Origin of the sequence: Phenylobacterium sp., from assembly GCF_037189685.1 — a bacterium.
GTDB lineage: Bacteria > Pseudomonadota > Alphaproteobacteria > Caulobacterales > Caulobacteraceae > Phenylobacterium.
Genome location: NZ_JBBCIT010000026.1, coordinates 52,305 through 69,264, shown reverse-complemented (window position 1 = coordinate 69,264; position 16,960 = coordinate 52,305). Strand labels below are relative to the sequence as shown.

Annotated in this window: 21 protein-coding genes; 6 read left to right on the top strand and 15 right to left on the bottom strand. The window is 70.1% G+C overall.

The genetic code is table 11. The features are described 5' to 3' along the window. Nucleotides 1–185: 185 nt before the first annotated feature. From rplT to WG212_RS14810, 13 genes are all read right to left on the bottom strand, one after another. Complete coding sequence (gene rplT, locus WG212_RS14870) at nucleotides 186–542, bottom strand: 50S ribosomal protein L20 (RefSeq protein ID WP_293375952.1); 357 nt, start codon at nucleotides 540–542, stop codon at nucleotides 186–188. A 13-nt stretch (nucleotides 543–555) separates the two neighbouring features. Next, nucleotides 556–756, bottom strand: a complete 201-nt coding sequence (gene rpmI / locus WG212_RS14865) for a 50S ribosomal protein L35 (RefSeq protein ID WP_293375954.1) — start codon at nucleotides 754–756, stop codon at nucleotides 556–558. A gap of 155 nt (nucleotides 757–911) precedes the next feature. Then, nucleotides 912–1,268, bottom strand: a complete 357-nt coding sequence (locus WG212_RS14860; protein ID WP_337187892.1) for a hypothetical protein — start codon at nucleotides 1,266–1,268, stop codon at nucleotides 912–914. A 96-nt stretch (nucleotides 1,269–1,364) separates the two neighbouring features. After that, a complete protein-coding gene (locus WG212_RS14855) occupies nucleotides 1,365–2,579 on the bottom strand; it encodes an MFS transporter (protein ID WP_337187891.1) in 1,215 nt (404 codons plus the stop codon). Continuing rightward, the gene (locus tag WG212_RS14850; protein ID WP_337187890.1) at nucleotides 2,576–3,820 is read right to left on the bottom strand and encodes an MFS transporter; all 1,245 of its coding nucleotides are present in this window, start codon (nucleotides 3,818–3,820) and stop codon (nucleotides 2,576–2,578) included. Before WG212_RS14850 ends, WG212_RS14855 begins: the two co-directional genes overlap by 4 nt. A gap of 92 nt (nucleotides 3,821–3,912) precedes the next feature. Beyond that, a complete protein-coding gene (locus WG212_RS14845; RefSeq protein ID WP_337187889.1) occupies nucleotides 3,913–4,242 on the bottom strand; it encodes a GIY-YIG nuclease family protein in 330 nt (109 codons plus the stop codon). 172 nt (nucleotides 4,243–4,414) lie between these two features. Then, nucleotides 4,415–5,302, bottom strand: a complete 888-nt coding sequence (gene bla, locus WG212_RS14840; protein WP_337187888.1) for a subclass B3 metallo-beta-lactamase — start codon at nucleotides 5,300–5,302, stop codon at nucleotides 4,415–4,417. Continuing rightward, nucleotides 5,302–5,823 carry a translation initiation factor IF-3 gene (gene infC, locus WG212_RS14835; RefSeq protein WP_337187887.1) on the bottom strand — a complete coding sequence of 174 codons (522 nt, stop codon included), beginning with the start codon at nucleotides 5,821–5,823 and terminating at the stop codon, nucleotides 5,302–5,304. The genes bla and infC overlap by 1 nt, the downstream gene beginning before the upstream one ends. 106 nt (nucleotides 5,824–5,929) lie before the next feature. Beyond that, nucleotides 5,930–6,928, bottom strand: coding sequence for a glycosyltransferase family 9 protein (locus WG212_RS14830; protein WP_337187886.1), 999 nt, complete (start codon nucleotides 6,926–6,928; stop codon nucleotides 5,930–5,932). Continuing rightward, entirely contained in the window at nucleotides 6,928–8,091 is a 1,164-nt protein-coding gene (locus WG212_RS14825; RefSeq protein WP_337187885.1) for a glycosyltransferase family 4 protein, read from the bottom strand. Before WG212_RS14825 ends, WG212_RS14830 begins: the two co-directional genes overlap by 1 nt. Before the next feature lie 95 nt (nucleotides 8,092–8,186). Next, nucleotides 8,187–8,543, bottom strand: a complete 357-nt coding sequence (locus WG212_RS14820; protein WP_337187884.1) for a GFA family protein — start codon at nucleotides 8,541–8,543, stop codon at nucleotides 8,187–8,189. 91 nt (nucleotides 8,544–8,634) lie between these two features. Next, the gene (locus WG212_RS14815; protein ID WP_337187883.1) at nucleotides 8,635–9,048 is read right to left on the bottom strand and encodes a DUF2147 domain-containing protein; all 414 of its coding nucleotides are present in this window, start codon (nucleotides 9,046–9,048) and stop codon (nucleotides 8,635–8,637) included. A 78-nt stretch (nucleotides 9,049–9,126) separates the two neighbouring features. Continuing rightward, nucleotides 9,127–9,591: a PaaI family thioesterase gene (locus WG212_RS14810; protein ID WP_337187882.1), complete on the bottom strand. Its 465-nt coding sequence runs from the start codon at nucleotides 9,589–9,591 to the stop codon at nucleotides 9,127–9,129. Between the two features lie 144 nt (nucleotides 9,592–9,735). Between WG212_RS14810 and WG212_RS14805 the strand changes: the two genes are divergently transcribed. The 6 genes from WG212_RS14805 to WG212_RS14780 all read left to right on the top strand — a co-directional run bounded on the left by WG212_RS14805 (nucleotide 9,736) and on the right by WG212_RS14780 (nucleotide 14,663). After that, nucleotides 9,736–10,485, top strand: coding sequence for a hypothetical protein (locus WG212_RS14805; protein WP_337187881.1), 750 nt, complete (start codon nucleotides 9,736–9,738; stop codon nucleotides 10,483–10,485). A 29-nt stretch (nucleotides 10,486–10,514) separates the two neighbouring features. Next, nucleotides 10,515–11,663 (top strand): acyl-CoA dehydrogenase family protein, encoded by a 1,149-nt coding sequence (locus WG212_RS14800; RefSeq protein ID WP_337187880.1) that lies wholly within the window; start codon nucleotides 10,515–10,517, stop codon nucleotides 11,661–11,663. Further along, nucleotides 11,663–11,917: a DUF3253 domain-containing protein gene (locus WG212_RS14795; RefSeq protein WP_337187879.1), complete on the top strand. Its 255-nt coding sequence runs from the start codon at nucleotides 11,663–11,665 to the stop codon at nucleotides 11,915–11,917. The genes WG212_RS14800 and WG212_RS14795 overlap by 1 nt, the downstream gene beginning before the upstream one ends. 82 nt (nucleotides 11,918–11,999) lie before the next feature. Next, nucleotides 12,000–13,025 (top strand): alpha/beta fold hydrolase, encoded by a 1,026-nt coding sequence (locus tag WG212_RS14790; RefSeq protein WP_337187878.1) that lies wholly within the window; start codon nucleotides 12,000–12,002, stop codon nucleotides 13,023–13,025. Between the two features lie 60 nt (nucleotides 13,026–13,085). Beyond that, the gene (locus tag WG212_RS14785; RefSeq protein ID WP_337187877.1) at nucleotides 13,086–14,162 is read left to right on the top strand and encodes a Glu/Leu/Phe/Val dehydrogenase dimerization domain-containing protein; all 1,077 of its coding nucleotides are present in this window, start codon (nucleotides 13,086–13,088) and stop codon (nucleotides 14,160–14,162) included. A 6-nt stretch (nucleotides 14,163–14,168) separates the two neighbouring features. Then, on the top strand, nucleotides 14,169–14,663 hold the full coding sequence (locus WG212_RS14780; protein WP_337187876.1) for an AAA family ATPase: 495 nt from the start codon (nucleotides 14,169–14,171) through the stop codon (nucleotides 14,661–14,663). 16 nt (nucleotides 14,664–14,679) lie between these two features. Here the strand turns inward: WG212_RS14780 and WG212_RS14775 are convergent, their stop codons facing one another. Together WG212_RS14775 and WG212_RS14770 are read right to left on the bottom strand one after the other, a co-directional pair. Next, nucleotides 14,680–15,246, bottom strand: coding sequence for a GNAT family N-acetyltransferase (locus WG212_RS14775; RefSeq protein ID WP_337187875.1), 567 nt, complete (start codon nucleotides 15,244–15,246; stop codon nucleotides 14,680–14,682). 204 nt (nucleotides 15,247–15,450) lie between these two features. Further along, the gene (locus WG212_RS14770; protein ID WP_337187874.1) at nucleotides 15,451–16,779 is read right to left on the bottom strand and encodes an MFS transporter; all 1,329 of its coding nucleotides are present in this window, start codon (nucleotides 16,777–16,779) and stop codon (nucleotides 15,451–15,453) included. Nucleotides 16,780–16,960: the final 181 nt, after the last annotated feature.

Here is a 16,960-nt window from a genome sequence, read left to right as displayed (position 1 = left end):
AAGGGGTGGAGGGGGCGGCGTCCGGCGGCGGACGCTGAGCTCCCGGCCTCGCGCCGCCTCCGTCGGCTTCGCCGCCACCTCCCCCGTCGTCTGCGCGACGGGGGAGGAGCGAGCAGCAAAAAGCCCTCCGGCGGTTCGGCCGGAGGGCTTTTCAGAAACAGTCGGATCGAATGATCCGCAGCTCCTTAAGCCAGCGCGGCGCGAACCTTGTCGGCGATGGCCTTGAAAGCGGTCGGATCGGCGCCGGCGACGTCGGCGAGGACCTTGCGGTCGATCTCGATCCCGGCCTTCTCAAGGCCGTGAATAAACTGCGAGTAGGTGAAGCCTTCCAGGCGCGCCGCGGCGTTGATCCGCTGGATCCACAGCGAACGGAAGTTGCGCTTGCGGACCTTGCGGTCGCGGTAGGCGTACTGGCCGGCACGGTCCACGGCCGCCTTGGCGGTGCGGATGGTGTTCTTGCGGCGCCCGTAGAAGCCCTTGGCCTGCTCGAGAACCTTCTTGTGCTTGGCGTGGGCGACGACGCCCCTTTTGACGCGAGCCATCTGTCAGTTCTCCTTAGAGGCCGTAGGGGAGCCAGAGCTTGATGATCTTGGCGTCGGCCTCGCTCATCACCTTGGTCCCGCGGTTCTGACGGATGTACTTGCCGTTGTGGCTGATGAGGCGGTGGCGCTTGCCGGCGACGCCGGCCTTCAGCTTTCCAGACGCCGTCATCTTGAAGCGCTTTTTCACGCCCGACTTGGTCTTCAGTTTCGGCATTTCACTCGGGACCCGGAAGTCCCGTCCTCTGGTCGTGTTGATGAACCGCCCTGGCATGCCTTGGGGCCAGGCGGTTCCGAAGGGGCGGGCTAGTAGCGGAAAGGCCCCAGAAAGGCAAGGCTCGGGAAAGAAAGGCCGGGCGCCAAATCTGCGGCTCAGGCTGCGCCGACGGTCCCGAGCACCTGTTGCAGGCGGGTGAGCTCGTCGGCGTCGGGCAGCCAGGGCTGTTCGCCCACCTTCTGGGAGCCGGGCATGGCCTCGTCGAGCACCAGGGAGCGGACCCCCCAGGTGTCGTGCAGTTCGCGCGCCAGTTCCTCGGCGTCGCGCCGGCCGGTCAGCGGATGGGTGACGATGGCCATGCTGGGCGAGGTCTGGGCGGCGAGCGCCAGGGCCATGCTGGCCTGGGTGACCGGGCCCACCACGCTGGCGCCCTTGTCGTGCAGCTTGCCGATGAGGTCGCTGGCATAGGCCTCGTCGTTGCAGACCACGAGAATGGCGCCCAGGTTGTTCATCCGATGTCGTCTCCCGATCGATGGGCGCAGTAGATAGCGTCCGGCCGCGGGCCTGCGCGAGGCCTGCGGCTTGACGATTGCGTGAGCGGGCGCGGCTCAGGCCAGGCGTGGCGCTCGCCGGATGACGCTGAGGGCCAACCACAACGCCGGCAGGATCAGCAGCGCCGAAGCCGCAAAGGGCGCGCCGGGCGAGACCGTGGAGAAGAGCTGGCCGGCGCCCACCGGACCGCCGATGCGGGCCAGCGCCATGCCGCTCATGTTGAGGCCCAGCATCTCGCCCTGCCGGTCTGCGGGCGCGGCGCGCGAGATCAGGGCCGAGACGTTCGGAAAGCAGATCGACTGGCCGATGCAGACGAAGGCGAACCCCGCCATGGCCACCGGCCAGTCCGGCGAGAGCCACTGGGTCAGGAGCCCGACACCCATGAGCGCGAGTCCGGCCGCCAGCGTCCGCGCTTCGCCGAACGCCCGCGCCATCCGGCCGCAGAGCCATCCCTGGCACACGGCGCCCAGCAGGCCGATGACCATGAAGGCCATGCCGATCTCGCGCGGACCCCAGCCGAACCGCACCTCGGTCCAGAGCCCGTAGGTGGCCTCGATCCCGGCGAACCCCGCCACCACGATGAAGCTGATCAGCAGCATCCGGCTGACGATCGGGTCGGCCTGGGCCTCGCGCAGCCCCGCCAGGCGGCCGCGGCGCGCATGGGGGCCGGTCGGGGCCGCGCGATGCTCGCGCACGAAGACGAGGACCGCCAGCGCCGAGGCCAGGGCGAAGCCGGCCGCCGCCAGCAGCGGAAGCTGGAAGCCCAGCGCCCCCCGCTCGGGCTGGGCCAGCAGGCCGCCGATGGCCGGGCCCATGACGAAGCCGGCGCTGAACGCCGCGCCCATGATGCCCATGCGCCCGGCGCGCTTCTCCGGCGGGGTGATGTCGGCCAGCGCGCCCTGCAGCGTCGAGATGTTGCCGGCGAAGACGCCGGTCAGGAACCGGATGGCGAAGGCCCAGCCGATGTTGGGCGCGAATGCCAGGGCCGCGTAGCTCAGCCCCACGGCGGTGATGGTGACGAGCAGCACCGGCCGCCGCCCGATGCGGTCCGACAGCCGGCCCCAGAACGGCTCGCCCAGGAACTGGCCGAACGAGAACGCCGAGAACAGCAGGGTGATCTGCCAGGCCGGCGCGTCGAACGCCTTGGCGAAGAACGGCAGGAGCGGGATCACCAGGCCGAAGCCGGCGATCATCAGGAAGATCACCGTCAGGAGGACGGCCAGCGCCCGCCGTTCCTCGGTGCGGCCCTCCCCGCGATGGGGCGGGCTCACGGCGCGGAGCCGGGCTGCGCGGCCTCCGCCGTCCGCCAGGCCTTCGCGCGCTGTCCCGCCGCCAGGGCCAGCCAGACGGCGGGCAGGACGACAAGCGCGCCCTGGAAGAACGGGGCGTGGATGCTGACCCCGGCGAAGCTCAGGCCCGCGCACAGCGGTCCCACCACGCGCGCCAGGGCGCCGGTGGCGTTGTTGAGGCCCAGGATCTGGCCCTGCCGGTGCGGGTCGGCCGTCTCGGAGATCATCGCGCTGACGTTCGGCCAGGCCACCGACTGCCCGATGGCCGACAGCGACATCAGCACGATGGTCATGGTCCCGCCGGTGGAGAAGGGCTGCAGGCCGATGCAGACCACGGTGATCCCCATGCCGATGGCCAGCATCACCGACTGGCCGAAGCGCTCGGACAGCGGCCCGGTCAGCAGGAGCTGGGTGAACGCCGAGGCGACGCCCACGAACATGAACGCCCAGCCGATCTCGCGCGGGCCCCAGCCGTAGCGCTCCTGCGCCCAGAGGCCGAAGATCGACTCGATGCCCGTGAAGGCGAAGCCCACCAGGAAGGTCACCAGCATCAGCCGCCCGATGACGGGATGGCGCACGGCCTCGCCGGTCGCGGCCCAGCGGTTGGGCCGGTGGGTGTTGGTCAGGTCCCGCTGGCGGCTCTCGCGGATGAACAGCGCGATGAACACTGCCGAGGTCAGGAACAGCCCGGCCGAGATGAAGAGGGGGAGCTGGAAGCCGATCGGCCCCAGCGACGGCTTGGCGAACACCCCGCCCAGGAACGGCCCCACGATCAGGCCGACGTTCCAGGCCGCGCCCATCCAGCTCATGGCCCGCGTCCGCCGTTCGGGCGGCGTCACGTCGGCGATGTAGCCCTGGATGATCGAGCCGTTGCCGCTGAAGAGGCCGCCCGCCAGCCGGATGAGGAAGGCCATCCACGCGTTCGGCGCGAACGCCAGCGCCAGGTAGCAGAGGCCGTTGGCGCAGATGGTCATGATCAGCAGCGGCTTGCGGCCGTACTTGTCCGACATGCGGCCCCAGAACGGCTCGCCGATGAAGGTGCCGACCGAGAAGGCCGAGAAGATCAGGGCGATCTGCCAGGGCGAGGCGTCGAACGACTTCGCATAGAAGGGCAGCAACGGGACGATGATCCCGAAGCCCAGCATGTTCAGGAAGATGATCCCGATCAGCGCCACGGCCGCCCAGGGCGGCGGCGTCGCCTCCCGGGGTTCGGACGTCGACATGTGAACGGTGTTAAGCCGCGTCCGGGGGCGCGGGCAACTGCGGCGGCTCTCCCGGTGTCAGATGTGACGCCGACGTGGGGGCGACGACACAGTCACATCGATGGCGTTGGCGGCTGCAGGTGCGAAAGTGGTCCTTCTGCGCGGAAGAATCCGGGATAGAGATCGATCCAGTAGGGGTTTTCCCGTTCGATGAGATTGATCTTCCACTGTCGCGGATATTCCTTGAGACGCTTCTCGCGACGGATCGCGTCTCCAATGCCGTCGTGCTCCTCGAACCAGACGAGGCGTTTGACGCCGTAGCGCTTGGTGAAGCCGTCGAGGACGCCCTCCCGGTGCTGGGACGCTCGCCGCAGCAGATCGCTTGTGACGCCGACGTAGATCGTCCCGTGCCTGCGGCTCGCCATCATGTAGACCGCGTTCACCCATCCACCTCCCCGACGTCATCCCGCGACTTGTTCGCGGGACCCATAGGCTCCGTGTGCGCTGGAAGCATGCGGGCCGATGGACCGTGGGCAGTTCGGCTCCGCCGTGTTCATGGGTCCCGCGAACAAGTCGCGGGATGACGGAACATATATGGAACTTGGGAGCGGAACGCTACGGATTCTGCCGCTTGAGCTCCGCGCGGAACGCGGCTTCCTGCTGGGCGTAGAACGCCTTGCAGCCTGCCGGGTCGACGAAGGCGTCCGCCTTGCCCGCGGCCAGGGCCTCGCGTTTCGCGTCCATGCCGAAGAAGCGGCCGTGGGAGCCCAGGAAGACTTCGCAGGGCAGGGCTTTCCAGGTGGCGAAGCTCTTTTCGTAGGCCGCCGTGATCCCGGGATATGTCTCGACCTTGCCGAGCCTGTAGCCGGGCAGGACGCTGGACGAGCAATGGACCAGGGCCTGGCGCACCTTGCCCGCCACCGTCACCGGAAACGTCCAGGTGGTGCAGCCCGCGGTGTGGCCGCCGGTGACGTGGGCCGTCAGCGTCCATCCGCCCAGCGTGACCTTGTCGCCGTCGTTCAGCGTGCGGGCCACGGGGACGGGCTCGTACTCGAACGGCTTGCCCTTGAGGAACGGATCGCCCTTGCCGCCGGCGGCTATGATCGGGCCGTCCGCGGCGCTCGCGTGCAGCCGGGCGTCGGGGGCGGCCTTGCGGATCTCGGCCAGCCCCGCGGCGTGATCGAAGTGCTGGTGCGAATTGAGCAGGATCTTCACCTGCGCCGGGTCGAAGCCCAGGGCGCGGATGTTGCCGACCACCTGGCGGCCCACGGCCTGGTCGCCGCCGTCGAGGACGATCAGGCCCGCCTGGGTGGCGATGAGATAGGCCGCGTAGTCGCTCCCGCCCACATAGTAGAGTCCCTCGCCGATCCGGAAGGGCGAGACGGGCGCATTGCGGGGGGCTTCCCGGGCCTGGGCCGACGCCGGGGAAGGGGCGGCGGCGCAAACGAAGACGGCCGCTGCGAGAGCGGCCGTTCCGGAAACCCCAGACGGGAGTGCGCGCACTACCGCGGCGCCAGGATCATGATCATCTGGCGGCCCTCCATCCGGGGCTCGTACTCCACCTTGGCCACGGGCTCGAAGTCGGCCTTGACCTTTTGAAGCAGCTTCATCCCCAGTTCCGGGTGGGCCAGTTCGCGACCGCGGAAACGCAGGGTGATCTTCACCTTGTCGCCTTCCTCGAAGAACCGGTGCATCGACCGCGCCTTCACGTCGTAGTCGTGATCGTCGATGTTGGGGCGGAGCTTGATTTCCTTGAGCTCCACGACCTTCTGCTTCTTGCGCGCCTCGTTCTTCTTCTTCTGCTCCTGGAACTTGAACTTTCCGTAGTCCAGGATCTTGCAGACGGGCGGATCCGCGTTGGGCACGATCTCGACCAGATCGAGGCCCGCCTCCTCGGCGGCTTCGATGGCGGCGGACGTGGGCATCACACCCTGCTTCTCACCGTGCTGGTCGATGAGGAGGACGCGGGGCACGCGGATGTCTTGGTTCATGCGCGGCCCTTCCTTGACGGGCGGCGCTTGCATGGGGCGGCGAATAGGCAGGGCTCCTAGGTCGTTACAACGCAAAAACGCCGGGACGCTTCAAGCGCTCCGGTCGCTCCGTGGAATATGAGCCAGCCGCGGTCCACTATCAAGGCGCGAGCGCGCCTTGCCGGGCGAGGGGCGGAACAAGGGCCTGCGCGGCCTGGGCCACCTGGGCCACGGCGAGCTCGGAGAGGTCGTCGGCCCGCAGGATCGCCACGCGCCCGCGCGGCGCGGAGAGGGCGGGATCCGAAGCCTTCGAGAACAGCACGATCGTGGGGGCGCCTGCCGCGGCGGCGAGGTGGAGCGGCCCCGTGTCGTTGCCGACCGCCAGGGCGGCGCGGGCGCCCAGCGTGGCGACCGCAGCGAAGTCGGTGCGGCCGGTCAGATCGCGCGCCCTTGGCGTGGCGCGCTGGATCGCATGCGCCAGTCCGGTTTCCTGCGGTCCGCCGACGATTACGATGTCGAAGCCGCGGCCGTAGAGGATGCGCGCCAGCTCGGAATAGCGTTCCACGGGCCAGCGCTTGTCCATTCGGTGCGCCGACCCCCCGGGGACGAACAGCACGTAGGGCCGCGGCCGGTTGGCGCCCGGCACGGATCGCTCGGCTCCGGCGCCCTTGAGTATCCACGACAGGTCCGGCGGCGGCGCGGCGCCCGGTTCGGTCGGCGCGTCGGGCCAGATGCCCGCGTACATGAGCTGGTCCGCCTGTCGCTCGAGGGTGTGCATCCTGTCGCGGTGGGGGTTGCGGTGCGGCATCGAGCACCCGAAGGCGATGCCCGACCAGGCGGGCGGGCCGGGGCGAAGGAGCTGGAAGATGCGGTTCGACTGCGAGGAGGTCTGCAGGTCGTAGACGCGCTCGAAGCCCGCAGCCTTCAGGCGCCGCCGCAGGTCCAGCCACGCCGAAAGCCCCTCGGGCCGCCCGCCCGTGTCGACGGCGTTGAAATAGGGACAGCTTCGGGCGAGAGCCTCGAACGGCGGGGTTGTGAGCAGCGTGATGTGCGCCTTGGGATGGGCCCCGCGAATCTTCTTCATGGCGGCCAGGGCCAGGACGAAATCACCCAGGGCCGACAGCTTGATCACCAGGATGCGCGCCATGTTGCGGGGCATCAGGCGCGGGCCTCCAGGACCTGGCGGTAGGCGGCCAGGGTCTGGTCGCACATGGCTTCGACGGAATAGAGCTGCCGCGCCCGTCGACGCCCGGCCTCGCCCATCTCGAGCCGCCGGGTCGGACCGATGTCGATGGCCTGGGCGATGGCTTCGGCCCAGGCTTCGGCGTCGCCGACGGGCGCGAGCCAGCCGGTGACGCCGTTCTGGACGGTCTCGGTCACCCCGCCGTGGTTCGAGGCGATGACGGTGCGCCCCATCACCTGCGGCTCGACGGCGGCGCGGCCGAACGATTCGGGCACGGTCGTGGGCAGGATGGCGAAGTCGGCCAGCAGGTAGGCCGCCGGCATGTCGTCGCAATGGCCGACCAGGCGCACCGTGTCCTCCAGGCCCGCCGTCCCGATCGCCGCTTCGAGTTCGGCCGAGTAGCCCGTGCGTCCCTGGTCGTCGCCGGCGAACAGGATCAGGAAGTCGCGACGGCCCTGGGCGCGAAGGCGTGCGGCCGCCTCGATGATCGTCAGGTGGCCCTTGATGCGCGTCAGGCGGCCGGCCAGCAGGATGCGCGTGCGATGCTCGCCGGCCTGGACGCCCCACGCCTCGCGCAACGCGTTCAGCCGGCTCTCGGTCACATACGCGGGCTCGAAGCGTTCGAGGTCCACGCCGCGGGGGATCGTCACCAGGCGGTCGGGGGCGACCGCATGCTCGGCCAGAACATGGTCGCGGGTGTAGTCCGAATTGGCGATCACCAGGTCGCCGCGGGTCATGACGGCGTTGTACCAGCGCTTCAGGCCGGACTGGGCCTTGTAGACGCCGTGGTAGGTGGCGACGAAGGGCGTGCGGGTCGCGTGCGCCGCCCACAGCGCCGAGAACGCCGGCGCGCGGCTGCGGGCGTGGACGATCGACACCTTCTCCTGGCGGATCAGCCCGACAAGGCGCGCGGCGTTGCCCAGCATGGTCAGGGGATTCTTGGTCTGGACGGGCATCTGCGCCAGGCGTCCGCCGTCCGCTTCCAGCCGCGCCGCCATCCGGCCGCCGCGCGTGGCGACGAGCGCCGTGCCGCCGGCCCGCACGACGGCCCTGGCCACGTCGATCGTGCTCTGCTCGGCGCCGCCGGTCTCGAGCTCCGGCACCACCTGCAGCAGGGTGAAGTTGGGGGGCAGGCTCACGCGGGCTTCTCTAGACTGTTTCGCCCGCACGAAGAACACCCGGCCCTAAGGACGCCCCGCCCCGGGAACACCGGGGGAAGCGAGGCTCGCCGGCCTCAGTCGTCGAGGTAGCGCCAGGTCTCGGCGCCGTCGAACCGGCGCACCCGGAGGGTCGACCCGTCGAGGCCGTCCACGAGCCGTGCATTGATCGCCATGCGGTCGCGGGCGCCGTTCAGGCTCTGCCAGTGGGTGGCCACGCCGCAGGCCTTGCAGCGGTGGAACGCCAGCATGCGGTCGCCCCAGACATAGACCTGGGTCGCGGACGGGGCGGGCAGACCGATCTCGGCCGGCGGATAATAGGCCCAGAGCGCCGCGAGGCGCCGGCAGATCGAGCAGTTGCACTCGGTCACTTCGGTGGGTGCGGCCGGCGCCGTCAGGACGGCGGCGCCGCAGTGGCACGCGGCCGTGATCATGCTGCCTCTCCCTTGAAGCCGGCTCTGGCGGCCGGCTTGCCGGAAGGCTGGGCCGCTTGGCCGCCCAAGTCCAGTCCCGGCGAGTTCGCGCCTAGCTGATGCGCTTCCAGTTCTGCGACTTGCAGCCCAGGCCGGCGATCAGGCAGCCTCGGGCCCGCAGCGTGTTGTCGTCCACGAGCTGGGCCGAGCCCGAGAACGTGGCGTTGAGGTCGGGGACGAACACCCGGCCCCGCCACGAGCCGCTCTTGCTGGGGGAGAAGTTGCGCAGGAGCTGGGAGCCGACGAGGTTCGCCGTTCCGCCCTTGCGCGCATCTTCCTTGGCGTCCTCGTTGGCCCAGACCACATAGCCGCACAGGTGCTCGCCGCAGGGCTGGATGCGGATGTGGACGGAATTCTTGGGATTCCGCCACACGCCTTCCACGCCTGTGGGCTGGGCGGCCGAGGCTGCGGGCGTGGCCAGCGCGACGGCGGCGAGGGCGGCGGAGAGCAGGGTTCTGCGAAGCATGGTCGCGTCTAGGTCGCCCGGGACCTCGGCTTTTTCAAGACCGGTCCGAGATGCCGCACATCCTGTGGCGCCCGTGCATCAGTTGCGAAGGCGCGTCTTCTTGAGCGAGGCCGAGAAGCTCATCAGGGGTTCGCCGCCGGTGGCGATGATCCCGCGGACGAACACCAGGCTGCGGCCTCCCTTCACCACCTCGCCCGTGCATTCGATGAGGTCGCCGACGCGCGCCGCGCCCACCATCTCGCAGCTGAACGTCGCGGTCACCGAATGGCTGTCCTGCAGATGATCGCGGGCGATCACGAACAGGCAGAAGTCGGCGAAGGTCATGTAGCAGCCGCCGTGCATGAACATGCCGCCGTTCATGTGCTTGTGCTCGGCGCGGAAGGCGCAGACCGGCCGGCCGTCGTCGCCGGTGCGGAAGTAGAACGGCCCGGCCAGGTCTTCGTAGGGGTCGCCGCCGGGATAGCAGGACCAGCCCGCCCACTCGCCCTCGGTGATCTGCGTCAGCTTCGACGCGTAGCTGGTCTGGTTGTCGCCGCCGTCCATGCCCGGCCATCCCCGTTTTTCTGTTCTGTTCGTGCCTGGCGGCCTCTAAGCACGCGAGGGAGAGATGGGAAAGGGGCGGGCGCTTACCGTTTGCCCCACGACGGTCCCCCCACTAGGTTGCGCGCCCGCACCAGCCGAGGATGAATGCTCGCGCCCTTCATCGCCCTGTTCGCGCTCGCCGCCGTCCAGCCCGCACCCGCCGGACTGCCCGGCGCAGCGTCCGACGACGGCCCGGTCGCCACCGCCCCGCGCGACCGGCCGGTCGCGACCGAGGCGCCCGGTCTGGACGAGCGTACCGTCGAGGCGTCGGCTCCCGAGCCGGACGCCGCGAAACCCGGGGAAGAGATCGGGGCCGGGTCCGGCTCGCAGTCTGAGGCGACGGGTGCGCATGGGATGACGGGGGCGCATGGCGGCGCGGCGGAACAGGAGGCCGACGATGCTGCGTCCGCCCGGGCGACGCTCGACGTGGAGGCCCGCACCAAGGCCGACGGCGAGACGCTCCAGGTCGTTCTGGGCCAGCGTGCGCTCTTCCGGCTCGACGACCGGGGCTGGCCGGTGCTGGTCGGCGTGGAGGATGGACGGCTCGCCGCCGCTCATCCCGCCGGCAAGGTCACCGAAGCGTTCGATGCGCCTCCCGACGGCCAGGTGGCCGTCGCCCTCGACGGCTCGGCCGAGGTGCGCGCCACCCTGCTGAAGATCTGGAACCAGACCGACAAGGCCCTCGACTACCGCGCCATCGCCCTCGTCTACAGCGGGGGCAAGGTGATCGCCGCCGAGGCGCCGGTCTGCGCCGTGGCGGCGCGGTCGGTCCGCACCGAGACCTGGCGCCGGCCGGTCGTCGGCGTCGGCCTGAGCCGCTTCAAGACATCCACGACCACCCGCGCCTGTCCTTGAGGCGCTGAAGACCGAGAGGGGACCAGCCCATGGCGCTCGACGCCGAGACCCGCGACCAGCTCATCGAAACCGTGCGCCGCTTCGTGACCGAGCGCCTGCGCCCGCTCGAGGCGAAGGTGGCCGAAGACGACGCCATGCCCGACGACGTCATCGAGGAAATGAAGGGCCTGGGCCTGTTCGGCCTGTCGATCCCCGAGGCCTACGGCGGCCTGGACCTCTCGATGGAGGACGAGTGCCTGGTGGGGATCGAGCTGGGTCGCACCAGCCCGGCGTTCCGGTCGGCCTTCGGCACCAACGTGGGCATCGGCTCGCAGGCCCTGGTGATGTTCGGGACCGAGGCTCAGAAGGAGAAGTTCCTGCCCGGCATCGCCTCGGGCGAGATCATCACCTCGTTCGCCCTGACCGAGCCCGAGGCCGGGTCCGACTCGGCCAACGTCCAGACCCGCGCGGTCAAGGACGGAGACCACTACGTGCTGAACGGCGCGAAGCGTTTCATCACCAACGCCAACAAGGCCCACCTCTTCACCGTCATGGCCCGCACCGATCCCTCGAAGCCCGGCGGCGGCGGGGTCTCGGCCTTCCTGGTCGAGCGCGACAGCCCCGGCCTGACCGTGGGCAAGTCCGAGAAGAAGATGGGCCAGCAGGGCGCCCACGTCTCGGAGGTGTTCTTCGACAACGTCCGCGTGCCGGCTGCGAACATGATCGGCGCCGAGGGCGAGGGCTTCAAGGTGGCGATGCAGGTTCTCGACCGTGGCCGCCTGCACATCTCGTCGATCTGCATCGGCGTGGCCGAGCGCCTGATCGCCGACTGCGTGGCCTATGCCTCCGAGCGCAAGCAGTTCGGCCAGCCGCTGTCCAGCTTCCAGCTCCTCCAGGGCATGATCGCGGACAGCAAGACCGAGGCGCTCGCCGCCAAGGCGCTGACCTTGGAGACCGCCCGCAAGCGTGACGCCGGCCAGAACGTCACGATGGAGGGGGCGGCGGCGAAGTACTTCGCCTCGGAGATGGTGGGCCGGGTGGCCGACCGCGCGGTGCAGATCTTCGGCGGCGCCGGCTATATCGCCGACTACGGCATCGAGCGCTTCTACCGCGACGTGCGCATCTTCCGCATCTACGAGGGCACCAGCCAGATCCAGCAGGTGATCATCGCCCGCGAGACGCTGAAACGGGGCGGCTGATGGACCCTGTGGAGACCGTTATCTTCGATCTCCTGGGCAGGCTGCCGGCCGGCAAGTCGGTCTCGCCCGAAGAGGTGGCCCGGGCCCTGGACGAAACCGGTTGGCGGCGGGAGCTGGGCAAGGTCCGGGCCGTGGCGGTCGGTCTGGCCCGCGGCGGTCGGCTGGTGATCCTGCGTCACGGCAAGCCCGCGGACCCGGACGAATTCAAGGGGGTGTGGCGGATGCGTCTGCCCGAGACCGACGGGACCGGCTGACCCACGCCACGACACCGCCTTCTTCCGATGGTCGAGGGCTTTTCCCGAGGTTAACGGCCGTAGGGTATAGTCTGTCCCAGAGATGACCCGCCTGGCCCTGATCCTGTTGCTGTTCGCGCTGTCGGCCTGCGCGCCGATGCTGCGCCAGCAGCCGGCGACGCCGCCGGCCGGGTTCCAGGGGCCGCGGATCGAGGCCGACCGCGTCGTCAGCTTCGACGGCGCCGCTCTGGGCCTGACCACCTGGGCCGCCGACGGCGAGCCGTGGGCCGTGATCGTGGCGGCGCACGGCATGAACGACTACGCCAACGCCTTCAACCTGGCCGCGCCCGAATGGGCCAGGGCGGGCGTCACCACCTACGCCTACGACCAGCGCGGCTTCGGTCGCTCGCCGCAGCGGGGCGTGTGGGCCGGCGAGGGCCTGATGGTCGAGGACCTGCGGGTGGTGACGGCGCTGGCCCGCGCGCGGCACCCCGGGGCCGTCATCGCGGTCGTGGGCGAAAGCATGGGCGGCGCCGTGGCCGCCGTGGCGTTTGCGGGCGACAATCCTCCGGCCGCCGACCGGCTGGTGCTCCTCGCGCCCGGCGTCTGGGGCTTCAGGACCCAGCCGCTGCCCAACAAGACCCTGTTGTGGCTGGCGGCCAACTTCACCGCTTCCAAGGTCTATACGCCGCCACGCTGGGTGACCGACCGCATCAGCCCGACCGACAACCGGGAGGAACTGATCCGCATGGGGCGAGACCGCCTCATGATCTGGGGCGCGCGGTCCGACACCCTCTACGGTCTGGTGAAGCTGATGGATCGCGCGGCCGACAGGGTGGGCGACGACGATCTGCCGACCCTCTATCTCTACGGCGCCAACGATCAGATCGTGCCGAAGAAGGCCGCCTTCCGAGCGGTACGGAACCTGAATTCTTCCGATCGCACAGCATACTACGCTCAGGGCCATCATCTCCTGACCCGCGACCTCCAGCGGGCGTCGGTGATCGCCGATGTCCTGGCCTTCCTCCGCGATCCGGAGGCTCCGCTGCCGTCTGGAGCGCCCCCCATCCCGGGCTCGCCCGGGGCGCCTGCCGAGGCGGGCGGGGCACGGCATGCGGCGGGGTTGTGACGTGCCTTCGTTGGGCGTAAATCCGGAGAAAATCATCCCCATGACTGGAGGTTTTCCGGCATGACCTTGTTCGATTCCCCGGCCTTCGAGGGCCATGAAGGCGTCCACGCCTTTGCCGACGAGGCGTCGGGACTCAAGTGCGTCATCGCCCTACATTCCACCGCCCGCGGCCCGGCCGCCGGCGGCTGCCGCATGTGGCCCTATGCGAGCGCCGAGGAGGCGCTGACCGACGCCCTGCGGCTGTCGCGGGCCATGTCCTACAAGAACGCCATGGCCGACCTGGAGCTGGGCGGCGGCAAGAGCGTGATCATCGGCGACTCGCGCACCCAGAAGACTCCGGCGCTGTTCGAGGCCTTCGGCCGGGCGGTGGAGGACCTGGGCGGCCGGTACTGGACGGCGGAGGACGTCGGCGTCTCGCCAGCCGACCTGGCGCACGCGCGGCGGCGCACCCGCTATGTGGCGGGCCTGGACGGCCATCCGGCGGCTTCGGGCGATCCCAGCCCGGTGACGGCCGAGGGCGTGTTCCGCGGCGTGCGCCTGTGCGTGCGCCGGGCTCTGGGGCGCGACCTGGACGGCGTGCGCGTGGCGATCCAGGGCGTGGGGCACGTGGGCGAACACCTGGCGAAGAAGCTGCACGCGGCCGGCGCGAAATTGATCCTGACCGACGTCAACGGCGAGACGCTGCGCCGGGTGGCGGCGGAAACCGGCGCCGAGACCGTGGCCCCCAGCGCCATCTTCGGCGTGGACTGCGACGTGTTCGCTCCGTGCGCAATGGGCGGCGCGGTCAGCCTGGACACGATCCCGCACCTGAGGGCCAGGGTGGTGGCCGGCGCGGCCAACAACCAGCTCGCCGGCCCCGAGGCGGGGCAGGAGCTGTTCCGGCGCGGCGTCCTCTACGCGCCCGACTACGTCATCAACGGCGGCGGGATCATCAACGTGGCCGGCGAGATCCGGGCCCTGGAGCGCGGCGAGGCCTTCGACCCGGCCTGGGTGGACGCCAGGCTGGACCGGCTGATGTCGACCCTGGAGGAGGTGCTGGACCAGGCCCAGCGCGAACGCCGCCCGACCCATGAGGTCGCCAACACCATCGCCAAGGCCCGCCTCGACGGCGCGGCGGCCGAGCGGGCGGCGGCCTGACCACCCATGCCCCGGCTGATCGTGCTTGCCGGTCTGCCGGGCTCTGGAAAGTCCACCATCGCCCGCGAGCTGGCCCGCCGCATCGGGGCGGTCTGGCTGCGCATCGACACCATCGAGACGGCCATCGCCGACATGGACACGCCGATCGCGGACGCCGGCTATCGCGCGGCGTGGGCCCTGGCCCGGGACAATCTGCGCCTGGGCCTCGATGTCGTGGGTGACAGCGTGAACCCCTGGATGGAGACCCGGGACGCCTGGCGCGCCGCGGGACGGGACGCCGGAGCCCGGGTCGTCGAGATCGAGGTCGTCTGCAGCGATACGGCCGAACACCGACGCCGCGTGGAGACCCGTCAGGCCGACATCGCCGGCCTGACGCCCCCGACCTGGCGTGAGGTCGTGGATCGCGACTATCGGCCCTGGACCCGCGAACGCCTCGTGGTCGATACGGCGCGCCGCGGTCTCGACGCCTGTGTCACCGGGGTTCTGGCCGCGCTTCGCTGATCGCCTCGGGATGCGGTCAACGCCGCGCCAGCCATGCGTCCCGCCGCAGGACCCAGGTCTCGCGCAGGCCGGGGCCGCCGACGTAGGCGTGGGGCGTCACGTCAACGAGCTCGGCGCCCTGCTTCTCCTTGATGCGGTGCGAGCCGAGGTTCTCCTGCGCGTTGGTGAGCCAGAGCTCGGGCCACCCCAGCACGCGGAAGGCGTAGTCGGTCACCGCGTCGGCCGCCTCGGTCATCAGGCCCTGGCCATGCAGCAGCGGATCGAGCCAGAAGCCGCGCGAATCGCGGACCCCCGCGTCGCCGGGCCAGAGGTCGATCCGTCCGCGCAGTTCGTCGTCGCCCTTCAGGGTGATCGCCCAGAAGAACTTCTCGCCCTTCGCCCGCTGGTCGAGGCACATGGCCATGTTCGTCGCGGCGCCGTCGTCGGGGTAGGGCCAGGGCACGGCCGCGTTCAGGTGTTTCACCACCTCCCACTGCGGGAAGATGCGCTGGATCGCCGGAACGTCGCGTTCCGCCAAGGGGCGCAGGACCAGGCGGGCGGTCTCCAGGACGGGCGTGGGGGGCAGGGGGATGCGGTGGTCCATCGGTCTCTCTACGGTCTGAGCCGGAGGCCGGAGTGGGCGCCTTCCTGGATCGCTGGAGCCCCGGCCGGTTCGGCGGGGCGGGTCCGGGAAGGCTAGGCGCGTCTGCACGCACGGCCGTTCGGACGCCCCGCGAGGGTGGCGTTCGGGCGACCGGACGGATTGGCGACCATGCGAACCATGCTGGCGCCCATAGCATGGGGCGGGTCAGGCGGCGAGCTTTCGCCGCGGGTCGCGTACGGCCGTCACGAGGATCACGAAGGCGGCGGCCAGGAAGCCCAGGGACGCCACGAACACGACGTCGTAGCCGAACAGCTCGGCGATGATCCCGCCGGCCAGCGGACCGGCGGTCGCGGTGATGCTTTCGGCCGTCGCGGAGACGGCGATGCGCATGGGCAGGTCGTCCCGGCTTCCGAACTCCAGGATCATGGTCTGGGACGCCATCATGTAGCCGCTGAGCGACGCGCCCAGGACCGCGAAGGCGGCGAAGACGGCGGCGCCGTGGTGGAAGTTGAGCAGCATCAGGGTCGCGATCGTCCATCCGATCAGCGAGATCGTCAGCACCAGCTTGAAGCCCGTCTTGTCGCCGAGGTAGCCCCAGAGCAGGTTCGAGGCGGTGTCGGCCCCGAGGAAGGCGAAGGTGAGCAGGCCGATGGTCGCTCCGTCGGCGCCGATCTGGCGGCCGACGTAGAGGATGTAGAACGGTGTGGCGATGCGGGCCGAGGTGGCCAGCATCTGCACCAGCAGGAAGAAGCCGTAGGCCCGGTCCTGGGCGATCAGGGTCGGGAACTCCCGCAGGCGGTCGCGGAAGCGGGCCTGCGGGCGGGTCGTGGGCGGCTCGGGCTCCTTCAGCAGGATCTGAAGCGCCCAGAGGCCCAGGCTGGTCAGGAAGAAGGCGAAAAGGAAGGTGGTGGAGTACCCGTTGCCGAACAGGTTCGGCTCGATGAAGTACTTCCCCGCGACCCATGCCAGGATCGCGGCGATCAGGCCTCCGGTGGCGTTGCGCCAGGCCTGGAGCCGCCCCCGCCGGCTGATCGGGATGACCTTGGACATCAGCAGGCTGAACACCACCCGCTGCGCGCCCATGAAGACGCCGAACATCAGGATGAAGAACAGCAGCGCCCACACCAGCGGCTGGCCGCTGAGGAACCACCCTGCCAGCGCCATGCCCAGGATGGCCAGCCGCCCGAGGCTGCCCATCCAGACGGCGGCCGGCATAACCTTTGTGCGGTGCTCGATCTTGGTCGCGCCGAAGATGGGCGAGATCACGCCGCCGAGCTGCTGGAGCGCCAGTCCCAGGCCCACGATGCCGTTCGAGCCTGAGACGGCGAAGAGATAGGCCGGCAGGAAGGTGGGCGCATTGACCAGCCGGAAGCCGGTCATGCCCAGCATGCCGTGGAGATAGTTGCCGAGATAGTTGCGGCGCAGGTTGTCCCAGACGAACTTCTCGTAGGCGGCCTCGCGCTCCGCCAGATCGTCGGTCACCGCCGCGGCGATCGCGGTGTCGGAGTCGTTTTCCTCGAGTTTGGCGTCCAATCCCTCGCCCGCGCCACGGGTCTTCGCGCCCGCGTCCAACGGCTCCCTGACACTGACCTGTCTCACCGGCCTGTTTTTCGAAGGTCCGGTCCGTGCGGAGCCGATCCGCGTCCTATGCTAGGAGGAATCGCGGGGGGCGCAATGGGCCGTGGGATCGCACCGGCCCGCCTGAGGGGCGAGC

Bases quoted from the DNA above. Each gene is read 5' to 3' on its own strand.
- infC (WP_337187887.1), bottom strand. From the start codon at position 5,823: ATGCAAGCGCCGCCCGTCAAGGAAGGGCCGCGCATGAACCAAGACATC.
- WG212_RS14800 (WP_337187880.1), top strand. From the start codon at position 10,515: ATGGCGCTCGACGCCGAGACCCGCGACCAGCTCATCGAAACCGTGCGC.
- WG212_RS14810 (WP_337187882.1), bottom strand. From the start codon at position 9,591: ATGGACGGCGGCGACAACCAGACCAGCTACGCGTCGAAGCTGACGCAG.
- WG212_RS14830 (WP_337187886.1), bottom strand. From the start codon at position 6,928: ATGCCCCGCAACATGGCGCGCATCCTGGTGATCAAGCTGTCGGCCCTG.
- WG212_RS14785 (WP_337187877.1), top strand. From the start codon at position 13,086: ATGACCTTGTTCGATTCCCCGGCCTTCGAGGGCCATGAAGGCGTCCAC.
- WG212_RS14850 (WP_337187890.1), bottom strand. From the start codon at position 3,820: ATGTCGACGTCCGAACCCCGGGAGGCGACGCCGCCGCCCTGGGCGGCC.
- WG212_RS14795 (WP_337187879.1), top strand. From the start codon at position 11,663: ATGGACCCTGTGGAGACCGTTATCTTCGATCTCCTGGGCAGGCTGCCG.
- WG212_RS14790 (WP_337187878.1), top strand. From the start codon at position 12,000: ATGACCCGCCTGGCCCTGATCCTGTTGCTGTTCGCGCTGTCGGCCTGC.
- WG212_RS14780 (WP_337187876.1), top strand. From the start codon at position 14,169: ATGCCCCGGCTGATCGTGCTTGCCGGTCTGCCGGGCTCTGGAAAGTCC.
- rplT (WP_293375952.1), bottom strand. From the start codon at position 542: ATGGCTCGCGTCAAAAGGGGCGTCGTCGCCCACGCCAAGCACAAGAAG.
- rpmI (WP_293375954.1), bottom strand. From the start codon at position 756: ATGCCGAAACTGAAGACCAAGTCGGGCGTGAAAAAGCGCTTCAAGATG.
- WG212_RS14805 (WP_337187881.1), top strand. From the start codon at position 9,736: ATGCTCGCGCCCTTCATCGCCCTGTTCGCGCTCGCCGCCGTCCAGCCC.
- WG212_RS14815 (WP_337187883.1), bottom strand. From the start codon at position 9,048: ATGCTTCGCAGAACCCTGCTCTCCGCCGCCCTCGCCGCCGTCGCGCTG.
- WG212_RS14820 (WP_337187884.1), bottom strand. From the start codon at position 8,543: ATGATCACGGCCGCGTGCCACTGCGGCGCCGCCGTCCTGACGGCGCCG.
- WG212_RS14860 (WP_337187892.1), bottom strand. From the start codon at position 1,268: ATGAACAACCTGGGCGCCATTCTCGTGGTCTGCAACGACGAGGCCTAT.
- WG212_RS14775 (WP_337187875.1), bottom strand. From the start codon at position 15,246: ATGGACCACCGCATCCCCCTGCCCCCCACGCCCGTCCTGGAGACCGCC.